25 protein-coding genes are annotated in these 22,613 nt (G+C 60.6%); all 25 read right to left on the bottom strand.

Going from position 1 to position 22,613, the window contains the following annotated elements; translation table 11 throughout:
- Position 1: 1 nt before the first annotated feature.
- The gene (gene fliR, locus FHK92_RS06905; protein ID WP_181287417.1) at positions 2–784 is read right to left on the bottom strand and encodes a flagellar biosynthetic protein FliR; all 783 of its coding nucleotides are present in this window, start codon (positions 782–784) and stop codon (positions 2–4) included.
- Positions 785–788: 4 nt separating this feature from the next.
- Positions 789–1,058, bottom strand: coding sequence for a flagellar biosynthesis protein FliQ (gene fliQ, locus FHK92_RS06910; protein WP_003199113.1), 270 nt, complete (start codon positions 1,056–1,058; stop codon positions 789–791).
- Positions 1,059–1,081: 23 nt separating this feature from the next.
- Positions 1,082–1,831 carry a flagellar type III secretion system pore protein FliP gene (gene fliP, locus FHK92_RS06915; RefSeq protein ID WP_181287418.1) on the bottom strand — a complete coding sequence of 250 codons (750 nt, stop codon included), beginning with the start codon at positions 1,829–1,831 and terminating at the stop codon, positions 1,082–1,084.
- The gene (fliO, locus tag FHK92_RS06920; protein ID WP_181287419.1) at positions 1,831–2,268 is read right to left on the bottom strand and encodes a flagellar biosynthetic protein FliO; all 438 of its coding nucleotides are present in this window, start codon (positions 2,266–2,268) and stop codon (positions 1,831–1,833) included. Before fliO ends, fliP begins: the two co-directional genes overlap by 1 nt.
- Positions 2,269–2,727: a flagellar motor switch protein FliN gene (gene fliN, locus FHK92_RS06925; protein ID WP_030141075.1), complete on the bottom strand. Its 459-nt coding sequence runs from the start codon at positions 2,725–2,727 to the stop codon at positions 2,269–2,271.
- A gap of 59 nt (positions 2,728–2,786) precedes the next feature.
- Positions 2,787–3,755, bottom strand: coding sequence for a flagellar motor switch protein FliM (gene fliM / locus FHK92_RS06930; protein WP_181287420.1), 969 nt, complete (start codon positions 3,753–3,755; stop codon positions 2,787–2,789).
- A gap of 10 nt (positions 3,756–3,765) precedes the next feature.
- Entirely contained in the window at positions 3,766–4,269 is a 504-nt protein-coding gene (fliL, locus tag FHK92_RS06935; protein ID WP_181287421.1) for a flagellar basal body-associated protein FliL, read from the bottom strand.
- Between the two features lie 220 nt (positions 4,270–4,489).
- Positions 4,490–5,854, bottom strand: a complete 1,365-nt coding sequence (locus FHK92_RS06940; RefSeq protein WP_181287422.1) for a flagellar hook-length control protein FliK — start codon at positions 5,852–5,854, stop codon at positions 4,490–4,492.
- An 86-nt stretch (positions 5,855–5,940) separates the two neighbouring features.
- Entirely contained in the window at positions 5,941–6,285 is a 345-nt protein-coding gene (locus FHK92_RS06945; protein ID WP_181287423.1) for an Hpt domain-containing protein, read from the bottom strand.
- 31 nt (positions 6,286–6,316) lie between these two features.
- Complete coding sequence (locus FHK92_RS06950; RefSeq protein WP_181287424.1) at positions 6,317–8,023, bottom strand: ATP-binding SpoIIE family protein phosphatase; 1,707 nt, start codon at positions 8,021–8,023, stop codon at positions 6,317–6,319.
- A 5-nt stretch (positions 8,024–8,028) separates the two neighbouring features.
- Positions 8,029–8,334: an STAS domain-containing protein gene (locus FHK92_RS06955; protein WP_030141081.1), complete on the bottom strand. Its 306-nt coding sequence runs from the start codon at positions 8,332–8,334 to the stop codon at positions 8,029–8,031.
- A 102-nt stretch (positions 8,335–8,436) separates the two neighbouring features.
- A complete protein-coding gene (fliJ, locus tag FHK92_RS06960) occupies positions 8,437–8,886 on the bottom strand; it encodes a flagellar export protein FliJ (RefSeq protein WP_003184033.1) in 450 nt (149 codons plus the stop codon).
- Positions 8,887–8,892: 6 nt separating this feature from the next.
- Complete coding sequence (gene fliI / locus FHK92_RS06965) at positions 8,893–10,251, bottom strand: flagellar protein export ATPase FliI (RefSeq protein ID WP_181287425.1); 1,359 nt, start codon at positions 10,249–10,251, stop codon at positions 8,893–8,895.
- A complete protein-coding gene (gene fliH, locus FHK92_RS06970) occupies positions 10,241–11,071 on the bottom strand; it encodes a flagellar assembly protein FliH (RefSeq protein WP_181287426.1) in 831 nt (276 codons plus the stop codon). Before fliH ends, fliI begins: the two co-directional genes overlap by 11 nt.
- A gap of 7 nt (positions 11,072–11,078) precedes the next feature.
- Complete coding sequence (fliG, locus tag FHK92_RS06975) at positions 11,079–12,098, bottom strand: flagellar motor switch protein FliG (RefSeq protein ID WP_007958288.1); 1,020 nt, start codon at positions 12,096–12,098, stop codon at positions 11,079–11,081.
- Positions 12,091–13,875 (bottom strand): flagellar basal-body MS-ring/collar protein FliF, encoded by a 1,785-nt coding sequence (gene fliF / locus FHK92_RS06980; protein ID WP_181287427.1) that lies wholly within the window; start codon positions 13,873–13,875, stop codon positions 12,091–12,093. The genes fliG and fliF overlap by 8 nt, the downstream gene beginning before the upstream one ends.
- 15 nt (positions 13,876–13,890) lie before the next feature.
- Complete coding sequence (gene fliE / locus FHK92_RS06985; RefSeq protein WP_003184044.1) at positions 13,891–14,217, bottom strand: flagellar hook-basal body complex protein FliE; 327 nt, start codon at positions 14,215–14,217, stop codon at positions 13,891–13,893.
- A gap of 222 nt (positions 14,218–14,439) precedes the next feature.
- The gene (fleR, locus tag FHK92_RS06990) at positions 14,440–15,825 is read right to left on the bottom strand and encodes a sigma-54-dependent response regulator transcription factor FleR (RefSeq protein ID WP_181287428.1); all 1,386 of its coding nucleotides are present in this window, start codon (positions 15,823–15,825) and stop codon (positions 14,440–14,442) included.
- A gap of 5 nt (positions 15,826–15,830) precedes the next feature.
- Positions 15,831–17,039 (bottom strand): sensor histidine kinase, encoded by a 1,209-nt coding sequence (locus tag FHK92_RS06995; RefSeq protein ID WP_030141087.1) that lies wholly within the window; start codon positions 17,037–17,039, stop codon positions 15,831–15,833.
- A 110-nt stretch (positions 17,040–17,149) separates the two neighbouring features.
- Positions 17,150–18,625, bottom strand: coding sequence for a sigma-54 dependent transcriptional regulator (locus tag FHK92_RS07000; RefSeq protein WP_030141088.1), 1,476 nt, complete (start codon positions 18,623–18,625; stop codon positions 17,150–17,152).
- Positions 18,626–18,798: 173 nt separating this feature from the next.
- Positions 18,799–19,095, bottom strand: coding sequence for a hypothetical protein (locus FHK92_RS07005; protein ID WP_030141089.1), 297 nt, complete (start codon positions 19,093–19,095; stop codon positions 18,799–18,801).
- Positions 19,096–19,106: 11 nt separating this feature from the next.
- Positions 19,107–19,502, bottom strand: coding sequence for a flagellar export chaperone FliS (fliS, locus tag FHK92_RS07010; RefSeq protein ID WP_181287429.1), 396 nt, complete (start codon positions 19,500–19,502; stop codon positions 19,107–19,109).
- A 129-nt stretch (positions 19,503–19,631) separates the two neighbouring features.
- Positions 19,632–21,062 carry a flagellar filament capping protein FliD gene (gene fliD / locus FHK92_RS07015; RefSeq protein ID WP_181287430.1) on the bottom strand — a complete coding sequence of 477 codons (1,431 nt, stop codon included), beginning with the start codon at positions 21,060–21,062 and terminating at the stop codon, positions 19,632–19,634.
- 82 nt (positions 21,063–21,144) lie between these two features.
- Positions 21,145–21,510, bottom strand: a complete 366-nt coding sequence (locus FHK92_RS07020; protein WP_181287431.1) for a flagellar protein FlaG — start codon at positions 21,508–21,510, stop codon at positions 21,145–21,147.
- A 72-nt stretch (positions 21,511–21,582) separates the two neighbouring features.
- The gene (locus FHK92_RS07025) at positions 21,583–22,431 is read right to left on the bottom strand and encodes a flagellin domain-containing protein (protein ID WP_181287432.1); all 849 of its coding nucleotides are present in this window, start codon (positions 22,429–22,431) and stop codon (positions 21,583–21,585) included.
- Positions 22,432–22,613: the final 182 nt, after the last annotated feature.

Below are 22,613 nucleotides of genomic sequence, written 5' to 3' on the forward strand. Positions count from 1 at the left end.
TTCAGCGCGCCTGTGCCATGTCGCGTAACAACTGCAAGGCCTGGGTGGCCAGCGGCTGGTACTGGTTGAGGATGTCCCCGAGGCTGACCCAGAAAATCACCATGCCCAACACCAGGGTCAGCGGGAAGCCAATGGAGAAGATGTTCAACTGCGGAGCCGCCCGGGTCATCACGCCGAAGGCGATGTTGACCACCAGCAACGCGGTGATCGCCGGCAACACCAGCACCATGGCCGCGCCGAGGACCCAACCGAGCTTGCCGGCGATTTCCCAGAAATGATTGACCAGCATCGCACTGCCCACGGGCAATGTGGTGAAGCTCTCGGTCAACACCTCGAAGACCACCAGGTGCCCGTTCATGGCGAGAAAGAGCAAGGTCACCAGCATCGTCAGGAATTGCCCGATGACGGCGGTGTTCACACCGTTGGTGGGGTCGACCATCGAGGCGAACGCCATGCCCATCTGAATCGAAATGATTTGCCCGGCGACCACGAACGCCTGGAAAAACAACTGCAGCGAAAAGCCCAGCAAGGCGCCGATGAGGATCTGCTCGGCGACCAGCATCAGCGCACTGAGGTCCAGCGCAGTGACCGGTGGCATCGGCGGCAGCCCGGGCGCAATCACGACGGTGATCGCCAGGGCGAAATACAGGCGCACGCGGCGCGGCACCAAGGTCGTGCCGAAGACCGGCATGCTCATCAGCACCGCGGTGACGCGAAACAACGGCAGGACAAACGAAGCCACCCAGCTACTGATCTGGGTGTCCGTCAGCGCGAGCATCGACATCGGGTCAGCCGATCAACTGGGGAATACTGCCGTACAACTGCAGGATGTATTCCATGAAGGTTTGCACCAGCCAGGGGCCGGCGACGATCAGCGTTACCAGCATCACCAGCAGGCGCGGCAGGAAACTCAGGGTCTGTTCGTTGATCTGCGTGGCGGCCTGGAACATCGCCACCAACAAGCCCACCAGCAGGCTCGGGATCACCAGGATGGCAACCATCGTGGTGGTCAGCCAGAGGGCTTCGCGGAACAGGTCTACCGCAACTTCAGGCGTCATATCGTGTTATCCGCAAAAGTGGTCTAGACACCGCCGAAACTGCCCGCCAGGGTGCCGATAATCAACGCCCAGCCATCCACCAGCACAAACAACATGATCTTGAACGGCAGGGAAATGATCAGCGGCGACAGCATCATCATGCCCATGGCCATGAGGATACTGGCGACCACCAGGTCGATGATCAGGAACGGGATGAAAATCATGAAACCGATCTGGAACGCAGTCTTCAACTCGGACGTCACGAACGCCGGCACCAGGATAGTCAGCGGTGCCTGGTCGGGGCTGGCGATATCGGTGCGCTTGGACAGGCGCATGAACAGGTCCAGGTCGCTGCTGCGGGTCTGGGCGAGCATGAAATCCTTGATCGGCACCTGGGCCTTGGCCACGGCGTCCTGGGCACTGAGTTTTTCCGCCAGGTAGGGTTGCAGCGCGTCCTGGTTCACCCGGTCGAATACTGGCGCCATGATGAACATGGTCAGGAACAGCGCCATGCCGGTGAGAATCTGGTTCGACGGCGTCTGTTGCAGCCCCAGCGCCTGGCGCAGGATCGAAAAGACAATGATGATCCGGGTGAAACTGGTCATCAGCATGACGAACGCCGGGATGAAACTCAGCGCGGTCATGATCAGCAGGATCTGCAGGCTGACCGAGTATTCCTGTGCCCCTTCGGCATTGGTGCCGAGGGTAATCGCCGGGATCGACAACGGATCGGCGGCAAACGCCAACGGCGCGGCCAGCATCAGGCCCAACGCCAACAGAATGCGCAACGGCATTACTTCTTATCCTTCTGATCTTTACCCAGTAGTTCCATGAGCCGCTGGGCAAATTCGGGGGTGGCCTGCTCGGCGGAAGGCACCTGGACCGGTTCCTTGAGGACGTGCAGCGCAGTGATCGTGCCGGGGCTCAACCCCAACAGGATCTGCTCGTTGCCAACCTGCACCAGCACCAACCGGTCCCGCGGGCCCAACGCCCGGGAGCTGATGATGTCGATGACCTGACCTTTGCCGGCGGGCCCCGCCTGTTGCACGCGCCGTAGCATCCACGCCAGGAAGAAAATCACCCCGAGCACCAGGAGCAGGCCCAGCACCAGTTGCGCCAATTGCCCGGCCATGCCGCTGCCACTGGCCGGCGTAACGGCCGCGTTGGCCACCGGCTCGGCCGCCAGCACGCTGAACGGCAGCATCAAGGCTGCGGCGAAAAAGCCTTTCATTCAGCGCAGCTTCTTGATGCGTTCGCTCGGGCTGATCACGTCCGTCAGGCGAATGCCGAACTTCTCGTTGACCACCACCACTTCGCCGTGGGCGATCAAGGTGCCGTTGACCAATACGTCCAGCGGCTCACCGGCCAGGCGATCGAGCTCGATTACCGAGCCCTGGTTGAGTTGCAGCAGGTTGCGGATGTTGATGTCGGTGCTGCCCACTTCCATGGAAATCGACACCGGAATGTCGAGGATCACGTCCAGGTTCGGACCGTCAAGCGTCACCTGCTCGTTGCTTTTTGGCACGCTGCCAAACTCTTCCATCTGCAAGCGGTTGGACGCGTGGGCGCCGGTATCGGCTGCCAGCAACGCATCGATGTCGGCCTGCCCGGCGTCGCCGGTTTCTTCCAGGGCCGCAGCCCACTCGTCGGCCAGCGCCTGGTCATCCTGGGTATTCATATCGTCAGCCATCATGTTTCCTCGGCGGGCATAAATCGGTTAAAAACGAAAACTTAAAAAGTTGACACCGCTCAGCGGCGTTCGATCGGCTCGATCACCTGCAACGCCAGGTTGCCTTTGTGAGAGCCCATCTTGACCTTGAAGGCCGGCACGCCATTGGCGCGCATGATCATGTCTTCCGGCATCTCGACAGGGATGATGTCCCCCGGCTGCATGTGCAGGATGTCCCGCAGACGCAGCTGGCGCCGGGCAACCGTCGCGCCGATCGGCACGTCGACGTCCAGCACGTCCTGGCGCAAGGCGTTGATCCAGCGCTCGTCCTGGTCGTCGAGGTCCGACTGGAAGCCGGCGTCGAGCATTTCGCGCACGGGCTCGATCATCGAATAGGGCATGGTCACGTGCAAGTCGCCGCCGCCACCGTCGAGTTCGATGTGGAATGTCGAAACCACAATGGCTTCGCTGGGGCCGACGATGTTCGCCATGGCCGGGTTCACTTCCGAGTTGATGTACTCGAAGTTCACTTCCATGATCGCCTGCCAGGCTTCCTTCAAGTCGATGAAGGCCTGCTCCAGCACCATGCGCACGACGCGCAGCTCTGTCGGAGTGAATTCGCGACCTTCGATCTTGGCGTGACGACCGTCGCCACCAAAGAAGTTATCCACCAGCTTGAACACCAGTTTGGCGTCGAGAATGAACAGCGCCGTACCACGCAGCGGCTTGATCTTCACCAGGTTGAGGCTGGTGGGCACGTACAGCGAGTGCACGTATTCGCCGAACTTCATCACCTGCACGCCACCCACAGCCACGTCGGCCGAGCGGCGCAGCATGTTGAACATGCTGATACGGGTGTAGCGGGCGAAACGCTCGTTGATCATTTCCAGGGTCGGCATGCGTCCGCGAACGATGCGGTCCTGGCTGGTCAGGTCGTAGCTTTTGACGCTGCCCGGGTCAGCAGCGTTTTCGGTTTGCACCAGGCCGTCGTCGACACCGTGCAACAGCGCGTCGATTTCGTCCTGGGACAACAAGTCCTGCACGGCCATGTCGTGTTTCCTACTGCAATACGAAGTTAGTGAAGAGCAACTGTTCGATCACCACTTTGCCAAGCTCTTTCTGGGCCACTTCCTGCACGCTGGCCGTGGCTTTCTGACGCAGCATTTCCTGGCCCACCGGAGTGGCCAGGGTGTCGAAACTCTGTCCGGAAAACAGCATCACCAGGTTATTGCGGATCAACGGCATGTGCACCCGCAATGCTTCCAGGTCCGCCTGGTTGCGACCCTGCAAAGTAATGCTGACCTGCATGTAGCGTTGACGACCGTTCACGGTGTAGTTGGCCACGAAGGCCGGGGCCATGGGCTCGAAAATCGCAGGTTGCTTGCCTACCGGAGCGGCTTCTGCAGCGGGTGCCGGCTTGCTTTGGGCGCTGTGCATGAAATACCAGGTCGCCCCCACGGAAACACCCACCGCCAACAGCAAGCCCACCACGATCAGGATGATCATCTTGAGTTTGCCTTTGGTTGCAGGGTCTTTTACAGCTGCTGCTTCACTCTTCGCCATGCCAATAATCCGTCACTAATCGGGGGGTTCACTGTTGCATGGCTAGGCAGGAGCAAGTGTTATGCCAGAAGAGAAATGACGTCGATGCAATTTCGAGGACAACCTTAAACCATTGTGGGAGCGAGCTTGCTCGCGATAGCGGACTTTCAGTCACCGTTGCGGGTGACTGATCCATCGCTATCGCGAGCAAGCTCGCTCCCACAGGGTCTAGTGCGTTGAATCAGGCGTAGTAGTCCACCGCGCTGGTGCCAATGACGCTGGTCGTGCTGGCAGCCACTTCAGCGATGCTGGTGGGAGCGGCTTCATCCACCGAATCCACGCGTCCGCCGGAGGACGTGGCGCGTCCAGCCTGGGCCTGCTGCTGGGCTTGCTGGTCCGGGTTCTGCGAACCCCGGGATTGATCCGACACGTTCACGTCGACCTGCCCCATGCCCTGCTGGGCAAAGCTGTCGCGCAAGCGATGCATCTGACCTTCGAGGGCTTCGCGAACGCCAGCGTGGGCGCTCATGAAGGTGACTTGGGTCTGCTGGTCCGGAACCATGTTCACTCGGATGTCCAGGCGCCCGAGCTCGGCCGGTTGCAACTGGATGTCGGCCGCCTTGAGATTGGCGCTCGACAAGTACATCACCCGGTTGACCACTTCCTCGGTCCAGCCGCTCTGGTTCATGGCGATAGGCTGGTTGACCGGCACCGCGTTGGCGGTTTTCGGCGTGGCCGCCTGGGTCAGTGCCGCCAAGCGATTGGCAAAGTCGTCCACGCGCGTATCGCTGGAAGCGGAAGTCAGATCCTTGAGGCCCTCGCTGATCAGGCCGCTGAACGCCTTGTCACCGCCCTGGCTGCCGGCACCGGTGCTGTCCTGGTCGGCTTGCACGGTGAGCATGCTGGCCATGCCGGCCGCGAAAGTCTGAGCCGAGGTCGGCTCGCCATCGGGCGAAGCCGCCGGGGCAGCCTTGGGCTGCGCCTGGCTGGAAGCCGACACATGGCCGCCCTGCTCCATCGCCAACCGCAAGGCTGGCAGCGCGTCGAGCGGATCAGCCTGCGGGTCGAACTCCGGATCAGTCACGGGCGCCGGGGCGCTGGCCACTAACGTCGGAACACCGGCAGCCGCAACCGCAGCGGTGACTTGAGCATCGGTCGCGATCACCACGGGGGCGGGCTGAACCTCGGCAGTGGTCACCGGAACAACCGGCAACAACGCAGGATCGAGGGTTGGATCGACAGGCGCGGCGTCCGCTACAGGCGTCCCGGCCGCTTCGGTATCGTCATCCCGCGCGGCCTTGTCGTCGGCAGCGGCCGGCTTGTCGGCGGGCAAGGGTTTGCCGCTATCGGCAACCACCGGCTCCGGAGCGGCAGCGGTGTCGCTGTCGGCATCCTTTTTGACGGAGGTATCGGAAGTCTTGTCGCGCCCCGGCTTCACCGAAGGTTCAGGTACCGCCGGTGATTTGACGGGTGCCTGCTTGGCGAAGACCTGGGCGAAGCTGGAGGCTTTATCCCCGGCTTCCGGGCCCGCTGCCAGTGGATTGACGGCGGCCTGCGGCTTGGCCGGGGCGGTGGCCTGGAGGAGTGTATTGGGCGTAACAGGCATAAAATGGTCTCCGCTGCACTGGAATCATAGATGCAGTCGAGACAGGACAATGCAAGGGGCGGGCCAACGCGTCGAACGCCATCGTTTCAGCAATGAAAGCCTTCACGCTCTTCGCGGCAAAGCGTGCGGACGAAGGCAAACTCGCTGTCAATTTCATTGACCAGTCTTTCGATGCCTCCCAGCGACGGCTGTTTGGCACGTTGCTCCAGTTCACCACACAGCTCAGCCAGGCGCAGGGCGCCCATGTTGCTGCTACTGCCCTTGAAACTGTGGGCCGTAGCGCTCAGCTTTTCGGCGTCCCTGGCTTCATGCAGCACACGCAGGCGTGCTTCGGAATCTTCGAGGAAGGTGTCCAGCAATTCCGGATACCCGTCCTCCATGACTTCCCTCAACGTGCTGAGCACGTCGCGATCGAGATGAATTTCACTCACTTGCTCGCTCCCTGATCAAGATTGGCTCCGATTATGCCAGAGCCTCCCAGAAAAACTCCACGCGCGCACTACGACCATCGTCGGACCAAGAGGCCCGTTGGCATAGCTGGCGCACCAGGCTCACGCCACGCCCCGATAATCGGTCACGGTCCAGTGGTCGCGCCATGACCTTCGCAACATCGAAGCCCTTGCCGCTGTCCTCGACCTCAATCACCAGACAGCCACCGTCACCATGAGGGGTGACATGCAAATGCACTCGCACATGACCATCGCTCAACGCATCCAGGCGCTCGTTGCGCTCCCGGTAATACCGGGCAAACCCGGTCGCATCGCGCTTGAGGCTTGAGTCCAACCCCAGCACCCCATGTTCCAGGGCGTTGGAATACAGCTCCGACAGCACGCTGTAAAGGGCGCCACTGTGTGCCCTGAGCCCATGAACCTCAAGCAGCAACTGCAAAAGGTAGGGCATCGGGTTGAACCGTTTGAGCGTCTGCGCCCGAAATTCGAAGCTCACCGACCAGTCCAGCGGACTGGATTGGCCACTATCGGAATAGACCGGAGGCGGCGGATTGAGTTGCGTCGGCGCGACGAGACGCACCTCGATCATGCTGAAGTCGTCACGGGCCTCGCCGCGAAAATCCTGCAGGGCTTGCTGGATATCTTCGAACAGGCGGTCGGGCTCACGGTTGGCCGAAAATACCTGCTGCAACCGCTCGACGCCAAACGGCTGGTCGTCGCGATCACTGGTCTCGATCACGCCATCGGACAGCAGGAACACCCGATCGCCCACCGACATCGGGTGGACTTCGGTGCGGTCGTCGAACAACTGAGGCGTCAGCACACCCAACGGCAAATGCCGAGCCGGTAATGGTGTGCGCACGCCAGTGAGGCTGTCGTGCAGATAACCGTCGGGCATGCCACCGTTCCAGATTTCCACGGTGCAACGCTGGAAACTCAGGCACAGCAGCGTCGCGCAACAGAACATGTCCACCGGCAGGATGCGTTTTAGCTTGGCATTCATCTCCCGAAGAATCTGCGCCAGGCCATAGCCCTTGGCGGTCATCCCGTAGAACACCTCCGCCAGCGGCATCGCCCCCACCGCCGCCGGCAGTCCGTGGCCGGTGAAGTCGCCGAGCAGGATATGCATGTCGCCCGCCGGGTTGAACGCGGCCAACAGCAGATCGCCGTTGAACAAGGCGTAGGGCGATTGCAGGTAACGGATGTTCGGCGCGCTCAGGCAACCGGAGTGGGCAATCTTGTCGAACACCGCCTTGGCGACCCGCTGCTCGTTGAGCAGATAGTCGTGGTGCCGGGCGATCTGGTCACGCTGCTCCACCACCGTGGCCTGCAGCCGACGCAAACGGTCCATCGCCTTGATCTTGGCGGCCAGGATGACTTGGTTATAGGGTTTAGCCAGGAAGTCATCGCCACCGGCCTCCAGGCAACGGGCCAACCCTTCGCTTTCGGTCAACGAGGTGAGGAAGATGATCGGGACCAGTTGATCCCCGGCCAACTGCTTGATCTTCTGCGCCGCTTCAAAGCCATCCATGACCGGCATCATCGCGTCCATCAACACAAGGTGCGGACGCTGTTGCAGATAGACCTCGACCGCCTCGGCACCGTCAGCCGCGGTGAGCACGTGATGGCCCTGGCGACGGACAATGGTCGACAACAGCAGTCGATCAGCGGCACTGTCTTCGGCAATCAGGATCGTCAGCGGCTCCGGCGACGATTGCATGGCGATCAACTGATGTCGAACAGCTTGTCGAAATTGGAGATCGCGAGGATTTTCTTGACGTCGCTGCTGCTGTTGACGACGCGGATATCCGATTCGTCGCCGCCGGCATGATCACGCAACAGCAGGAGCATGCCCAAGGCAGAACTGTCGAGATAAGTGGCTTCTTTCAGATCCACAACGATGGACTCGGGTTTCGTGTTGAGCTTTTCATAAGACTCACGAAACTCCTGGTGCCGGCCAAAATCGAAGCGGCCCTTGATCGAGATCGTCAGCTTTTGCCCATCCGGGGATACTTCGGTAATGACAGACATATTCACTTCCTTGTCATGGACATACGTGTACAAGGTTTAGCACTTGGTAGAGGTATGAGCAAGGTTTCAAATCACCCACCCGACAAAACTCTACCGCCGTTATCAATATGGATCCTGGCGCGGCAAGCGCTGGGACAATTCATCCAGCAGTTTTTGCTCACGCTTGTCCTCCAACTGCCGCGCCTCGTCGATGTAGCGCTGTACAAGTTTGCGCAACCCTTCGACGCGGGCGAACGCCTCTTGCCAGCTCTGGCGGGCCTTCTCCAGGTTGTTCTGGTGCCAGACCAGGCTCTGGCGCTGCTGGTCGATGGCCGTGCCCAACTGCGCGAGGAATCCCTGGTAGCCCAGTAGCCACTGCCCGGAAACGCCGTGGCTGCCTCGGGCGATCCACTGCTCCTGGTATTCGAGGCGAAAATTCTCCAGGTCCGCCAGCTTGCTTTCGGCAACGGCCACTTGCCCCTGGAAATAGGCCAGTCGCTGGACAGCGGTTTTCTCAGCCTTTTCCGCCATGTCCACCACTGGCGCCAGGCGCGCCGCACGACTCGTGGCCATGACCGGTTACGTGCCGGAAACAGGGGCGAAAATGGTTTGCAGGTGCGCTTCGCTGGCGCCCATGCCGATGCTGTCGTTCAGCGCCTGGCGCAGATACACCGCCATGGACGGATACAGGTTGATCGCCGTGTCGGTTTCACGATCCCCGCCAGGCACATACGCTCCGACGCTGATCAGGTCACGACTTTGCTGGTAACGGGACCAATACTGCTTGAATTGTTGGGCGCGCTTCATGTGCTCGGCGCTAATGACCGACGGCATGACCCGGCTGATCGACGCTTCGATGTCGATGGCAGGGTAATGCCCCTCCTCGGCCAGGCGTCGGGACAACACGATGTGGCCGTCGAGCACGCCTCGGGCCGAGTCGGCGATCGGGTCTTGTTGGTCGTCACCCTCGGACAGCACGGTGTAGAAAGCGGTGATGGAGCCGCCGCCCTTCTCCGCGTTACCGGCACGCTCCACCAGCTTCGGCAGCTTGGCGAACACTGAAGGCGGATAACCCTTGGTCGCCGGAGGCTCGCCGATGGCCAGGGCGATTTCCCGCTGGGCCTGGGCGAAGCGGGTCAGCGAGTCCATCAGCAACAGGACGTTCTTGCCCTTGTCGCGGAAATATTCGGCGATGCGCGTGCAATACATCGCAGCGCGCAGGCGCATCAGCGGCGCATCGTCCGCCGGCGAAGCGACGACAACGGAGCGCTTGAGCCCTTCCTCGCCGAGGATGTGCTCGATAAATTCCTTCACCTCGCGGCCCCGCTCGCCGATCAGCCCCACCACGATGATGTCGGCCTCGGTAAAGCGAGTCATCATGCCCAGCAGCACACTCTTGCCCACGCCGGTACCGGCGAACAGGCCCAGGCGCTGGCCGCGGCCGACGGTCAACAAGCCGTTGATGCAACGAATGCCCACATCCAGCGGCACGCTGATGGGGTCGCGCTTGAGCGGGTTGATCGTCGGGCCGTCCATCGGCACCCAATCCTCGGCCTTCATGCCGCCCTTGCCGTCCAGCGCCCGACCAGCGCCGTCCAGCACGCGACCGAGCATACTCATGCCCATGGGCAGGCGGCCGGTATCGGCCAACGGCACCACACGGGCACCCGGGGCAATGCCGGCGACACTGCCGACCGGCATCAGAAATACCTTGCTACCGGAAAAACCCATGACCTCGGCTTCCACCTGCACCGGGTGATAGCTGTCGTCATTGATCACCAGGCAGCGACTGCCCATGGCCGCACGCAATCCTTCGGCTTCGAGGGTCAGGCCGACCATGCGCAACAGGCGACCTTCCAGGATCGGTTGGCCGGCCAGTTCGGTGGCCTCGGCGTAGCTGCCCAGGCGCTTGCCGAAGCTGGTTCGCTCAAGGCGCATCGTGGCCTGCCACTTCAGGTGTGATCGGTTCGCCGCTGTCGGGATCGACAATGACGGCCGGCTTGGGTTCGTCCGGCAACTCCAGGCTCAAGTCGGCGGGGGCCGGGTGCAAAGCCTGTTCGTGCAGTTGGTCGAACAGCTTGGCCATGATCTGGCTGATGCGGGTCTCGACGGTAGCGTCGATGCGGCTGTGCTCGGTTTCCACGCGGCAACCGCCCGGCAACAAGGTTTCATCCTCGACGATGCGCCAGGTTTCCTCGTGGCGCTCGCGCAAAGCCTTGACCAGTTCGAAGTCCTGGGGGTTGATGTACAGCCGCACGTTGCCCACGCCCAGCGGCAACAGCTTGAGGGCTTCGCGCATGACGTGTTCGATCTGGCTCGAATCGATGGCCAGCTCGCGCTGGATCACTTGCCGGGCGATGTGCTGCACCAGCCCGACCAATGACTTTTCGATCTGCGTGTCCTGCTCGGCAATGGGCTCGAACAGGTTGAGCATCAGCGATTCCAATGCGCGCAGCTTGGCCGTCAGCGCCACGTCGGCTTCCTGACGAACCTTGATCGTGGTGCTGTGGAAACCTTCTTTTTCGCCAATGGCGAAGCCTTCGTTGTAGGCCTCCTGGCGAATGCTTTCGACCTCTTCGAGGGTCAGCGGCTGGACTTCCTCCAGCGGCACCTCTTCCATCTCCGGCAGTTCTTCCACCGGTTCCGGCTCGGGCTCGGGCACATGAGGGTCGAAGCTGGGCAGCGACCAGACGTCGAAACCACCGACGTCACGGGCGCGGATCAGGTCGCTGGGTGAACCATCACTCTTGGCAGACATAACGACCTTAGATCATCTCTTCGCCGCCCTTGCCACCGAGCACGATTTCTCCGGCTTCGGCCATACGGCGGGCGATGGTGAGGATTTCCTTCTGTGCAGTTTCCACGTCGCTGACACGCACCGGGCCCTTGGCCTCGAGGTCGTCGCGCAACAGTTCGGCCGCCCGTTTGGACATGTTCTTGAAGATCTTTTCCTTGACGCCTTCGTCCGATCCCTTGAGGGCCAGCACCAGGACGTCGGAGGACACTTCGCGCAACAGTGCCTGGATACCGCGGTCGTCGACATCGGCCAGGTTGTTGAACACGAACATGAGGTCTTCGATCTGACCGGACAGGTCTTCGTCGACTTCGCGGATCGAGTCCATCAATTGACCTTCGATCGAACTGTCGAGGAAGTTCATGATGTCCGCCGCGCGCTTGATACCGCCCAAGGTGGTGCGCGAAGCATTGGAGTTGCCCGAGAACTGCTTCTCGAGGATCTGGTTCAATTCCTTCAGCGCCGCCGGCTGCACGGTGTTCAGCGACGACACGCGCAGGATGATGTCGAGGCGCACCTTATGGTCGAAGTTGCCCAGCACTTCGCCTGCCTGGTCCGGGTCGAGGTACGCCACCACGATCGCCTGGATCTGGGGGTGCTCGTAACGGATCACGTCAGCAACTGCGCGTGGCTCCATCCACTTCAGGCTGTCCAGGCCACTGGTGTTGCCACCCAGCAGGATCCGGTCGATCAGGCCGTTGGCCTTGTCCTCGCCCAGGGCCTGGGTGAGCATCTTGCGCACATAGTCGTCGGAGCCGACGCCCAGGCTGGTCTGGTCGCCAACGATGTCGACGAACTCGCTCATGACCTGCTCGACCTGCTCGCGGTGCACGTTGCCCATCTGGGCCATGGCCACGCCGACGCGCTGGACCTCCTTGGGCCCCATGTGGCGCAGCACTTGGGCGGCGTCGGTCGAACCCAGGGACAGCAACAGGATCGCGGCTTTGTCGACCCGGGACAATTTGGCAACAGCGGCTCGATTATCACTCATCTGCGTTAATCCACTCTTTCACGACCTGGGCCACACGACCCGGATCTTCTGCCACCAGACTCTTGATGGCGTTCAACTGAGCGTCATAGCCTTCGCTCGGGCTTGGCAGCAGGATGCTCTGCGGCCCGCCGAGGCTGACGCGATCGTTGGCCAATTCGCCATCCAGGCCGCCCATGCCTCCCAGCTCTACATCACCCAAGCCAGCCAACTGCTTGTTCTTGCCGCCACCGGTGATGTTGTTGAGCACCGGACGCAACACACCGAATACCAGTATCAGGATGAACAGCACACCCAATACTTGCTTGACCACATCCCAGAACCAGGGTTGCGAATAAAACGGAATGTCGGCGATTTCTTCACCGCGCTCCAGGGAGAACGGCACGTTGATCACGCTGACGCTGTCGCCACGGCTGGCGTCGAAACCGACGGCGTCCTGTACCAGGCGAGTGAAGCGCGCCAATTCGTCGGCGCTCCACGGCGCACGGCTGGTTTCGCCGTTGGCCGGGTTGATCTTGACCTGATCGTCCACCACCACGGCGACCGACAGGCGATTCAAGCGACCCTGTTGCTGCTTGGTGTGGCTGATGGAACGGTCGAGCTCGAAGTTCTTGGTGGATTGTTGACGCTTGTCGGCCGGGTACGGCGCGAGCATCGGCTGGCCGGTGGCCGGGTCCATGATCTGTTGGCCGTTGGCATCGATCAGCGGTTGGCCTGGCTGCACCATGCCCGCGGCGGCGGTGGCGCCACCGGTGGTTTGCGGCGCGCTGGCCGGCGATGGCGGCTGGTTGCTCAGGGCACCCGGCACGCCTTGCGGGCCATTGCTGGCAGTGCGCTGTTCGTTCACCGACTGCTCGCTGCGCAACGCCGGCTGATCCGGGTTGAACTGCTCGGAGGTCGATTCGACCGCGCTGAAATCCACATCCGCCGAGACTTCGGCCTTGTAGCGGCCATTGCCCAGGACCGGTTGCAGGATGTTATGCACACGCTGGGTCAGCATGCCTTCCATGCGGCGGCTGTAGTCGAATTGCTTGCCGGCCATGGTCAGTTCGGAATTTTCCGCCTGGTCGGAGAGCAGGGTGCCCTTCTGGTCGACCACGGTGATCTGCGACTTGCTCAGCTCGGGAACGCTGGTCGCCACCAGATTGATAATGGCCAGGACCTGGCCTGGCTCCAGGGAGCGGCCGGAATACAGTTCAACCAGGACCGACGCACTCGGCTTGCGCTCATCGCGCACGAAGACCGAGCTTTTCGGGATCGCCAGGTGCACACGGGCACCCTTGACGTTGTTGAGGCTGGAGATGGTGCGCGCCAGTTCGCCTTCCAGGCCGCGACGATAACGCGTCGCTTCCATGAACTGGCTGGTGCCCAGGCCCTGGTCCTTGTCGAGAATCTCGAAACCGATGTTGCCATCGGTGGGTGTCACGCCCGCGGCAGCGAGCTTGAGACGCGCGCGCGCCACGTCGTCGGCCTTGACCAGCAAGGCGCCAGAGTTGGGTTCGACGGTGTAGGGAATGTCGGCAGAAGCCAGGGTTTCCATGACTTGCTTGGCATCCATGCCTTCCAGGCTACCGTACAACGGACGGTAGTCTGGCTGCTGGGACCACAACACGACGGCGAAACCAATCGCCACGCTGGCAGCCAGGCCGACCAACAGGCCAACCTGACGCAGCATGGTCATCTCGGAGAGGTTTTCCAGGAAAGACAGACCGAACAACGGCGGTTTGCCGTCTACCGGAGTGGCCTTGGCTGGAACGTTATCAACGGCTGCTTCTGCCATGACTCAATAGTTTCCTTAGACCGGCATCTGCATGATGTCTTGGTAGGCTTGAACCAGTTTGTTGCGTACCTGGGTCAACGCCTGAAACGAGACACTGGCTTTCTGCGAAGAGATCATTACGTCCGTCAGGTCGACGCCACTTTTGCCAATTTCAAAAGCACTGGCCAACTGGTTCGAAGCCTGCTGGGTATCGTTCACTTTATTGACGGCCTGACCGAGCATGTCGGAAAAGCTGCTGCCACCCACCTGGGGGACCGCGACCGATTTCGGCTGGGCCATGGCGTCCATTTGCATGGAGCGCATGTCCAACATCAATCGATTAAATTCAATACCTTGGCTCATGGTCTATTCTCTCTGGCGGCCCGCGTTTTTTTGACACTTACTCAGCGGGTACGTAGGTATTAGCAACAAGGGTGCCAGCTCGATGGCCGGCAGAAACAATTGCGCACACCGCTCCACTGTGGGAACGAGCTTGCTCGCGATGCCATCAAATCCGCCATCAATTTTGACTGACCCACCGCTATCGCGAGCAAGCTCGCTCCCACAAGGATTGGTGGCGACTATTCAACTGGCGAAAAGGTAAGCCTCCACATCCATCCCCGCGTCACGCATCTGCGCCAGCTTGTAGCGCAGGGTGCGAGGGCTGATCCCGAGGCGTTCGGCCGCCTCCTTGCGACGGCCGCGCTCGGCACGCAGGGTATCGATGATCATCTGGAATTCGCGCCGACGCAGGTCGTCCTCCAGCGCACCCGCGGACTCCGCCACTTCCACTGGTGGAACCACCGCTGGTGCTGGCTGCAAGACGGGTAACGGCGCGCAAGCCACCGGACCGGCCAGGCAAAAATCCTCAGGCTGGATCAAGCCGCCCTGCTGCAGGATCAAGGCCCGCTGGATGGCGTTATCCAACTCACGGACATTACCAGGCCAGGGATAAGCGATCAGGCAAGCCTGGGCTTCGGCGGACAGTCGCGCCGTGGCGTGCTTCATTTTATTGACGTGCTTGGCCAGCAGGCGCTCGGCCAGCGGCAGGATATCGGCGGTGCGCTCGCGCAACGGACGCCAGGCCAACGGAAAAACCGACAGCCGATAATAAAGGTCTTCCCGGAAACGCCCCGCCGCGACCTCGCCCGCCAAGTCACGGTTGGTGGTTGCCACGACTCGAATGTCCAGGCTGATGGGCTTGCGAGCGCCGACCCGTTCCACTTCTCGCTCCTGCAACACCCGCAACAGCTTGGCCTGCAGGCCCAGGGGCATTTCTGAAATCTCATCGAGCAGGATGGTGCCGCCGTCCGCCTGTTCGAACTTGCCGGCCTGGGCCGCGATGGCGCCGGTGAACGAGCCCTTCTCGTGCCCGAACAACGTTGCCTCGAGCATGTTGTCGGGAATCGCCGCGCAGTTGATGGCAATGAACGGTTCGTTGGCGCGACGGGATTGCTGATGGATGTAGCGAGCCAGCACCTCCTTGCCCGTACCCGACTCGCCGGAAATCAACACGGTCGAGTCACTGCGTGCCACCCGCGCGGCCAAGTCCAGCAACTGAGCACTGGCCGGCTCGATGGCCACTGGCCCTTCACCCTCGACTGCCGGGATTCCCAGGGCATGACGCGCCACCAGGTCCAGCAGCGCCTTGGGCTCGAACGGCTTGACCAAGTAATCCGCCGCCCCCTGGCGCATGGCATCCACCGCACGCTCGACCGCACCGTGGGCCGTCATCAACAGGACTGGCAATTGAGGCTGGCGCGCACGCAGCAATCCGAGCAACTGGTGACCGTCCATGCCCGGCATGTTGACGTCGCTGACCACCAGGCTAAACGGCTCGCGCGCAACGGCCAGCAGCGCCTCCTCCGCCGAACCGACGGCGGCGTGATCATGCCCGGCCAACAGCAGCGTATCGGCCAGCGCCTCGCGCAGCGCACGATCGTCCTCCACCAGCAAAACCTTGATCGCCATTGCCTTCACTCCACCCCTGGCGCACTGGAAAACAGCGGCAGGACGATCAGCGCACAAGTGCCACGCCCCAGCCGCGAGCGCAGCAGCAATTCTCCCTGATGGGCACGCGCCACAGCCTTGACCACGGTCAGGCCCAAGCCCGTCCCAGTGGCCTTGGTGGTAAAAAACGGTTCGCCCAGGCGAGTCAATACGGTTGGATCGATGCCACTGCCGCTGTCGCTGACACACAGGCGCAACGTGCTGCCACGGGTGTACAGATGAACCTTCAACCGGACGTCGCCGCCACTGGCCTGGATCGCATTTTCAATCAGGTTCAATACCGCGCCCACCAAGGTGTCACGGTTGCACAAGACCTCGCCCACATGGCTGTCGCACTGCCAGCGGATCGGCAGATCCTGCACATGGGTCAACGCTGCGGCCTGCAAGGATTGCAGTAACGCCTTGGGTGTCACGCGGTCGGTCAACGGCAACTCGCCCCGGGCGAACACCAACATATCGCGCACCTGATGCTCCAACTCATGCAGGCGCTCCTTCAGGCGACCGGCGAAGCGCTGCTGGGTGTCCATCGGCAATTGCTGTTCGGTCAGATGACTGGCGTAGAGCAACGCGGCGGACAGCGGCGTGCGGATCTGATGGGCCAGCGACGCCACCATCCGCCCAAGGGAAGACAAGCGCTCGTGGCGCGCAAGCTGGTCTTGCAGGTGACGGGTTTCAGTCAGGTCATTGAGCAGCACCAACTGCCCTGGCTCGGCATCCAGCGAACGGGTCGAGATAGAGAGACGGCGACCGTCCTTGAGGGAGATTTCGTGGCCATCGTCTTCGCGAGGGGCGAAGCAGCGGGCGATGACGTGCCGCCAAAGCTCGCCCTCCAATGGCAGGCCGAGCAGCTCGCACGCCGCCGGGTTGGCTTCGCGCACGAAACCGTGCTCATCGATGACGATGACGCCGCCAGGCAAGAGGTCGAGGAGGTTTTGCAGCCGATTGGCCAGGCGTTCTTTTTCCGCCAGTTCCTGCATGCGCTGGGCACTGACCACCGCCAGCTCACCCTTGAGCTCGGTCACCCGGGCTTCAAGCAGGCTGTAGGAATCGGTCAACTGGCTGGACATCTGGTTAAACAGCGAAAACGCCTGTTCAAGTCCAAGCCGGCTAGCCTGTTCGGCGGACGGCATGTGTCCCGGCTCGGGGACAGGCGACATCAGGGCGGCTTGGGTCATCGTGCTCTCTCGCTTGGCTGACCGTCAGTTAAACGGAACGTTGCGAGGGCTGTAGCAATACCCGTGCCGAAAAAAAACCGCCTGGAAATCAGGCGGTTGCAAAACAGGCGTCAATCATCCGCCTGTTCATCTCCTTCGCGCCGGCTCATGCCGTACTTGCGCATCTTTTCTACCAGGGTCGTACGGCGGATACGCAAGCGCTCCGCCGCGCGGGCCACGATACCGTTGGCATCGTCGAGGGCCTGCTGGATAAGCCCTTGCTCCAGGCCGCCCAAGTAGTCCTTGAGGTCCAGGCCTTCCGGCGGCAACAAGGCGTTGCTGGTGAAATCCGGCGTATGGCCGTTGATCGCCACGCGCTCTTCCAGGTCGCTGCGCAGGCTGTCGACCATTTGCTCGTCTTCGTCATCGACGTAGCGGAATTTCTTCGGCAGCTCAGCGACGCCGATCACACCGTAGGGGTGCATGATCGCCATGCGCTCCACCAGGTTCGCCAGCTCGCGAACGTTGCCCGGCCAGCCATGGCGGCAGAGGGACATGATCGCCGCCGAGTTGAAGCGGATCGAACCGCGCTTCTCATGCTCCATGCGCGAGATCAATTCGTTCATCAGCAGCGGGATGTCTTCGACCCGCTCGCGCAACGGCGCCATTTCGATCGGGAATACATTGAGACGGTAATAGAGGTCTTCGCGGAAGCTGCCAACCTCAATCATGCTCTCGAGATTCTTGTGGGTCGCGGCGATGATCCGCACGTCGACGCTCTGGGTCTTGTTGCTGCCCACGCGCTCGAACGTACGCTCTTGCAGCACGCGCAGCAGCTTGACCTGCATCGGCAGCGGCATGTCGCCGATCTCATCGAGGAACAGCGTGCCGCCATTGGCCAGTTCGAAACGCCCGGCGCGGCTGGTGATTGCACCGGTAAACGCGCCCTTCTCGTGGCCGAACAATTCGCTTTCCAGCAACTCGGCCGGGATCGCACCGCAGTTGACCGGCACGAACGGCGCTTCGCGGCGCTTGGAATGGTAATGCAGGTTGCGCGCGACCACTTCCTTGCCGGTGCCGGACTCGCCCAGGATCAGCACGCTGGCGTCGGTGTCGGCCACCTGCTGCATCATCTGGCGCACGTGCTGGATCGCACGGCTGGTGCCGACAAGGCTGCGGAAAAGATTGGGTTCACGGTGCCGACCGCGCTCGCGGGCCTGGTCGTACATCTCGCGATAAACCTGGGCACGGTGCAGCGAATCGAGCAATTTGCTGTAGCTTGGCGGCATTTCCAAGGTGGAAAGTACCCGGCGGCGCTGGTCCTCAGGCAAGTCAAGGGAAGAATTTTCGCCCATTAACAAAACTGGAAGGAACTCATCCCAGGTTGAGAGTGTCTTTAGCAAGCCCAAAAGCGAAGCGGGAGCATTTACGGTCCCAATAAGGACACAAATGACTTCACGACTGGACGACAAAGAGCCGACAGCCTGCTGCCAATCATGGCTACCGCAGGGTAAATTTTCTTCGCCAAGAAAATTCAGGATCACCGCCAGGTCGCGGCGGCGGACGCTATCGTCATCGATCAGGAGAATTTTGGTTTCACGCCACATGCAATAGCAACTTCCCTAGTCAACTCAGTGCCCGAATTTGGGGGCAAGCTAGACGCTTGCAGACTTGTCATGCCTGTAGACGCCTGAAATCTGTAAACAGCCACTAGTTAAGTCAAAAAATCGTGCACAGTCAAATTTATGGCGCACTTTGTTCGGATTAAATGAAAATTAAATCATCCGAACAAGTGGTAAACCTTCGCCGCGTTCTGTGCCTGATGAATCTGCGACATTTCATCGACGATTGCCTGACGCTCTCCCGTCGCCGCCTCCAGCAACTGCCGGTACACCCCCAGCAATTCTTCCAGGTTGTTACGCAACGCCGCCTCGTCCACCTCGGACTCGCTCAAGACGTCTTCCATGCAGGAACGGCACGCCAGGTCCAATTGACCGATGGCCTCCCAGTTCCGCTCAGCCAGGGCATCAACCAGGGCCTCACGGGTTTGTTCGATTCGCTGCAAGACAAGACTCATGAGCATATTCCTCAGAATTGCGGTCCAGGCGTGGCAATGGCATCCCAGCCTTCCTTGACCGTGCGAAGCAGATCAGCGACTTCGTCGAGGATCTTCGGATCGGCTTTGACGTTGGCCTCAGCCAAACGCTTCATCATGTAAGCGTAAAGAGTATCCAGTTCAGCAACCGACTCGGCCCGATTTTCCAGGTCCAGGCCTTCTCGCAAGCCGCCGACAATGCCGATGGCCTTGCTGATCAGGATGCCTCTGTTTGCAATATCCCTGCGCTCCATCGCACCCTTGGCCTGGGCGATACGATCCAAGCCGCCTTCCATGAGCATTTGCACCAGACGATGGGGACTTGCTTCGGAGGTTTGCGCCTGGGCGCCAATCTTCTGGTATTGGCGAAGGGCCAACATCGGATTCATGTTCTACCTCATCAAAAATCTTCGGTTCGTATAAACAGCGTATCGACGCTGCGTCAAAAAACTTTAGACCGAAAAGCCGAAAGCCCGGAACGTTGTCAAAACGTTGCCGGGCTTTTTCGTCGATCGAAATCAGCTATTTTTCTGTTGTGCCGTCAGCGCCTCGAACATCGAGGTGATGTTGCTCGCAGTGGCCTTCAGCTTGCCGACCAAGGTATCCATGTCGTTGTACTTCTTAGTCAGCACTGCGGTCAGGGTCTCGACCCGACGATCCAGAGCCTCCTGATCGGCCTTCAAGCGGGTCTGGGTCCTGGTCAGCGCTGTGTTCCGCTGGTCGAGAATGCCACCCGTCTGGCTGAAGGGCTCGATCGCCTTGCCCATGCGCTCCAACAGGCCGTTGGTGCCCGTGAACAACGTCTGGACTTCACCGCTGAGCTTTTTATCGTTCATCGCTGCGCTGAACTTGACGCTATCGAAGTTCAACGCACCCGTCTTCTGATCAGTGGTGATACCCAACTGGGCCAGCGAGGTCAACTTGTCTCCAGCGCCGGTTTCAGACAAGGGCGTTCGAATCGCTGCCAGGAGCGAGCGAGGCAACGCGTCACCCGTCAATTTGGCCGGCACCGTCGGCTTCCCATCATCGTCAAGTGACGGCTTGGTCAGCGCGGTGATGCTGTTTGCAATGGCGTTATAAGCATCGACGAACTTCTGGATCGAGGCTTTCAGGCCATCGTTGTTCGGCGCCACGGTAACCGTTGAGGTGGCATCGCCCGCAACGCCGAGCAAATTCAAGGTCAGCCCCGAAATTGCCGTGCTCACAGTGTTGCTCTTGCTCGTCAGTTTCATGCCATCGACGGTGAAATTGGCATCCTGGGCCAAGGCACCGATAGCGCCCGCCGAAGTGGCGGTCAACGGATCAGTGCCGGCACCCACGACATTCGTGCCGTCGATCTCCAGCCCTGCTATACCGCTCACCGAGATATCGGAACCTGCGCCGGTGGTAGTTGAACCCAGCACCAGGCGCGATCCGAAAGAGTCGGTCACGATGTTCGCACTGACACCGGCAGCCTTGAGCGAAGAGTCGGCATTGATCGCGTCGCGAACCGATTGCAGGGTCGAACCATCCGGCACATTGAGATTGTAGTCGACCCCCTTCTGCGAGATGGTCATCGTCCCGGTAGGAATGGCGCTGGTCGTCCCACCGGCAAACGCCGCCGACGTGACCTTCGAGGCCGTGGCGAGGTTGGTGATCTTGATCGAGTAAGTACCATTCACCGCCGAGTTGCTGGCGGTCGCCGTGAGAACACCGGGTACCGAAGAGGTCGCAGCAAAACCCGCGAACTGCGGGCTGGTTGTGCTGCCCAAGTCCTTCATGGCGGTATTGAAGGCTGCCAACAATGACTTCAGGGTTCCGACCCCGGAGATACTGTTGGTAGTCGTCGTCGTCGCGCGAGTGATCTGACCTTGCTTGGCGGCCTTGTCGGAATCGACCAGCGCCTTGACGATTGCAGTGGTATCCAGGCCCGAGCCTAGACCCAAGCCAGGTAGAATTGGACTTGCCATGTGGGACTCCCTTCAGTGTGTCGCCGGCCTTTTGACCTTTACAACGCCCAAAAGAACATAACAACAGAATTCGTGCCGGTTGTCAGGCTTCGGCGCTGAACAACAAGCTGTTTGCATCATTCAAACTGTTGGCCAGTTTCAGGACTTCTTCGTTCGGGATCTGGCGAATCACTTCACCGGAACCACTGGCAATCACTTTGACCACTACTTTGCCTGAAGGCTCATCAATAGAGAACTCCAGGTTACGCTTGACCGACTGGACGAATTTCTCGATTTCCTGAACGGCCTTTTTGAGTTTTTCCTGCTCGGCCGCAGCGTCTTTAGGCGCTTGCTTGACCGGCGTCACGGGAGCAACGTCGGCTTGAGGCTTCTCCACGGGCTTGTCGGCCACTGTAGGTGCCGGCTTCGCCGCTGGATAAGACAAGTTCAGCTTCACGCTCATATCCATGTCCATCACCTCTTGAACGGAAAAAGCGAGAGAGCACGCAAGCGCACTCCCCCGCTAAAACTCATCCGGCTATTACTGAAGCAGCTTCAGTACAGCGGATGGCAGTTGGTTGGCCTGGGCCAGAACCGAAGTGGAAGCCTGTTGCAGAGTCTGCTGCTTGGTCAGCTGGGCAGTTTCAGCAGCGAAGTCGGTGTCTTGTACGCGACCCAGTGCAGCACTGGCGTTTTCGTTGATGTTCTGCAGGTTGGAGATGGTGCTGGCGAAACGGTTTTGAGCAGCACCGAGGTCAGCACGAGCACTGTTGATGGTGTCGATCGCGCTGGTGATTGCGTCCATTGCGGCCGAGAAGTTGGTTTCAGCAGTAGCGCTGTCGGAACCAACGATGGTGATTGCCGAGTCAACACCCAGGCTTGCAGCGTCGAAGCTGGCGCTCAAGGTCAGGGAGATCTGGTTGTCAGAACCGGTGTTCGAACCGACCTGGAAGGTCATGGTGCTAGCAGTACCGTCGAGCAGATTCTTGCCGTTCAGGTTGGTGCTGTTGGCGATACGGGTCAGTTCGTCGCTCATCTGCGAGAACTCTTTGTTCAGAGCGACACGGTCGGTTGCACTGTTGCTGTCGTTACGGGACTGGATGGCCAGTTCGCGCATACGCTGCAGAATGTTGGTCTGCTCTTGCATCGCGCCTTCAGCGGTCTGCGCCATGGAGATACCGTCGTTGGCGTTTTTGATCGCCATGGTCTGACCGCGGATTTGCGAGGTCATACGGGTAGCGATCTGCAGGCCGGCGGCGTCGTCTTTGGCGCTGTTGATTTTCAGGCCGGAAGACAGGCGAGTCATCGAAGTGGACAGAGCGTCGGAAGCGCGGTTCAAGTTCTTCTGAACGTTCAGCGAAGTTGTGTTGGTGTTTACTGTTAAAGCCATGACGAATTCCTCGTTGGTTGGGTACTGCGGCTTCCGGCCCTTGGCAACCGCCGGGGGTGTGGCCTAGAGAACCTTCGTAATAGTTATCGTCGGGTTGGGAACTTGCTTGAGGGCTTTTTTCAAAAAATTTACTAGCAGACTGCCACCCCTTGAGAAACAAGGGGTTAGCGGCAAAAAAAGCT

Origin of the sequence: Pseudomonas brassicacearum subsp. neoaurantiaca, assembly GCF_013608025.1 — a bacterium.
GTDB lineage: Bacteria > Pseudomonadota > Gammaproteobacteria > Pseudomonadales > Pseudomonadaceae > Aquipseudomonas.

Bases quoted from the DNA above. Each gene is read 5' to 3' on its own strand.
- fleR (WP_181287428.1), bottom strand. From the start codon at position 15,825: ATGGCGATCAAGGTTTTGCTGGTGGAGGACGATCGTGCGCTGCGCGAG.
- FHK92_RS07020 (WP_181287431.1), bottom strand. From the start codon at position 21,510: ATGGATATGAGCGTGAAGCTGAACTTGTCTTATCCAGCGGCGAAGCCG.
- FHK92_RS06950 (WP_181287424.1), bottom strand. From the start codon at position 8,023: ATGCAATCGTCGCCGGAGCCGCTGACGATCCTGATTGCCGAAGACAGT.
- fliL (WP_181287421.1), bottom strand. From the start codon at position 4,269: ATGGCGAAGAGTGAAGCAGCAGCTGTAAAAGACCCTGCAACCAAAGGC.
- fliQ (WP_003199113.1), bottom strand. From the start codon at position 1,058: ATGACGCCTGAAGTTGCGGTAGACCTGTTCCGCGAAGCCCTCTGGCTG.
- fliH (WP_181287426.1), bottom strand. From the start codon at position 11,071: ATGTCTGCCAAGAGTGATGGTTCACCCAGCGACCTGATCCGCGCCCGT.
- FHK92_RS07005 (WP_030141089.1), bottom strand. From the start codon at position 19,095: ATGAGTCTTGTCTTGCAGCGAATCGAACAAACCCGTGAGGCCCTGGTT.
- fliJ (WP_003184033.1), bottom strand. From the start codon at position 8,886: ATGGCCACGAGTCGTGCGGCGCGCCTGGCGCCAGTGGTGGACATGGCG.
- fliD (WP_181287430.1), bottom strand. From the start codon at position 21,062: ATGGCAAGTCCAATTCTACCTGGCTTGGGTCTAGGCTCGGGCCTGGAT.
- FHK92_RS06995 (WP_030141087.1), bottom strand. From the start codon at position 17,039: ATGACCCAAGCCGCCCTGATGTCGCCTGTCCCCGAGCCGGGACACATG.
- fliN (WP_030141075.1), bottom strand. From the start codon at position 2,727: ATGGCTGACGATATGAATACCCAGGATGACCAGGCGCTGGCCGACGAG.
- fliE (WP_003184044.1), bottom strand. From the start codon at position 14,217: ATGAGCCAAGGTATTGAATTTAATCGATTGATGTTGGACATGCGCTCC.
- fliM (WP_181287420.1), bottom strand. From the start codon at position 3,755: ATGGCCGTGCAGGACTTGTTGTCCCAGGACGAAATCGACGCGCTGTTG.
- FHK92_RS07025 (WP_181287432.1), bottom strand. From the start codon at position 22,431: ATGGCTTTAACAGTAAACACCAACACAACTTCGCTGAACGTTCAGAAG.
- FHK92_RS07000 (WP_030141088.1), bottom strand. From the start codon at position 18,625: ATGTGGCGTGAAACCAAAATTCTCCTGATCGATGACGATAGCGTCCGC.
- fliF (WP_181287427.1), bottom strand. From the start codon at position 13,875: ATGGCAGAAGCAGCCGTTGATAACGTTCCAGCCAAGGCCACTCCGGTA.
- fliP (WP_181287418.1), bottom strand. From the start codon at position 1,831: ATGCCGTTGCGCATTCTGTTGGCGTTGGGCCTGATGCTGGCCGCGCCG.
- fliS (WP_181287429.1), bottom strand. From the start codon at position 19,502: ATGAATCCGATGTTGGCCCTTCGCCAATACCAGAAGATTGGCGCCCAG.
- fliO (WP_181287419.1), bottom strand. From the start codon at position 2,268: ATGAAAGGCTTTTTCGCCGCAGCCTTGATGCTGCCGTTCAGCGTGCTG.
- fliR (WP_181287417.1), bottom strand. From the start codon at position 784: ATGTCGATGCTCGCGCTGACGGACACCCAGATCAGTAGCTGGGTGGCT.
- FHK92_RS06955 (WP_030141081.1), bottom strand. From the start codon at position 8,334: ATGTCTGTCATTACCGAAGTATCCCCGGATGGGCAAAAGCTGACGATC.
- fliI (WP_181287425.1), bottom strand. From the start codon at position 10,251: ATGCGCCTTGAGCGAACCAGCTTCGGCAAGCGCCTGGGCAGCTACGCC.
- fliG (WP_007958288.1), bottom strand. From the start codon at position 12,098: ATGAGTGATAATCGAGCCGCTGTTGCCAAATTGTCCCGGGTCGACAAA.
- FHK92_RS06940 (WP_181287422.1), bottom strand. From the start codon at position 5,854: ATGCCTGTTACGCCCAATACACTCCTCCAGGCCACCGCCCCGGCCAAG.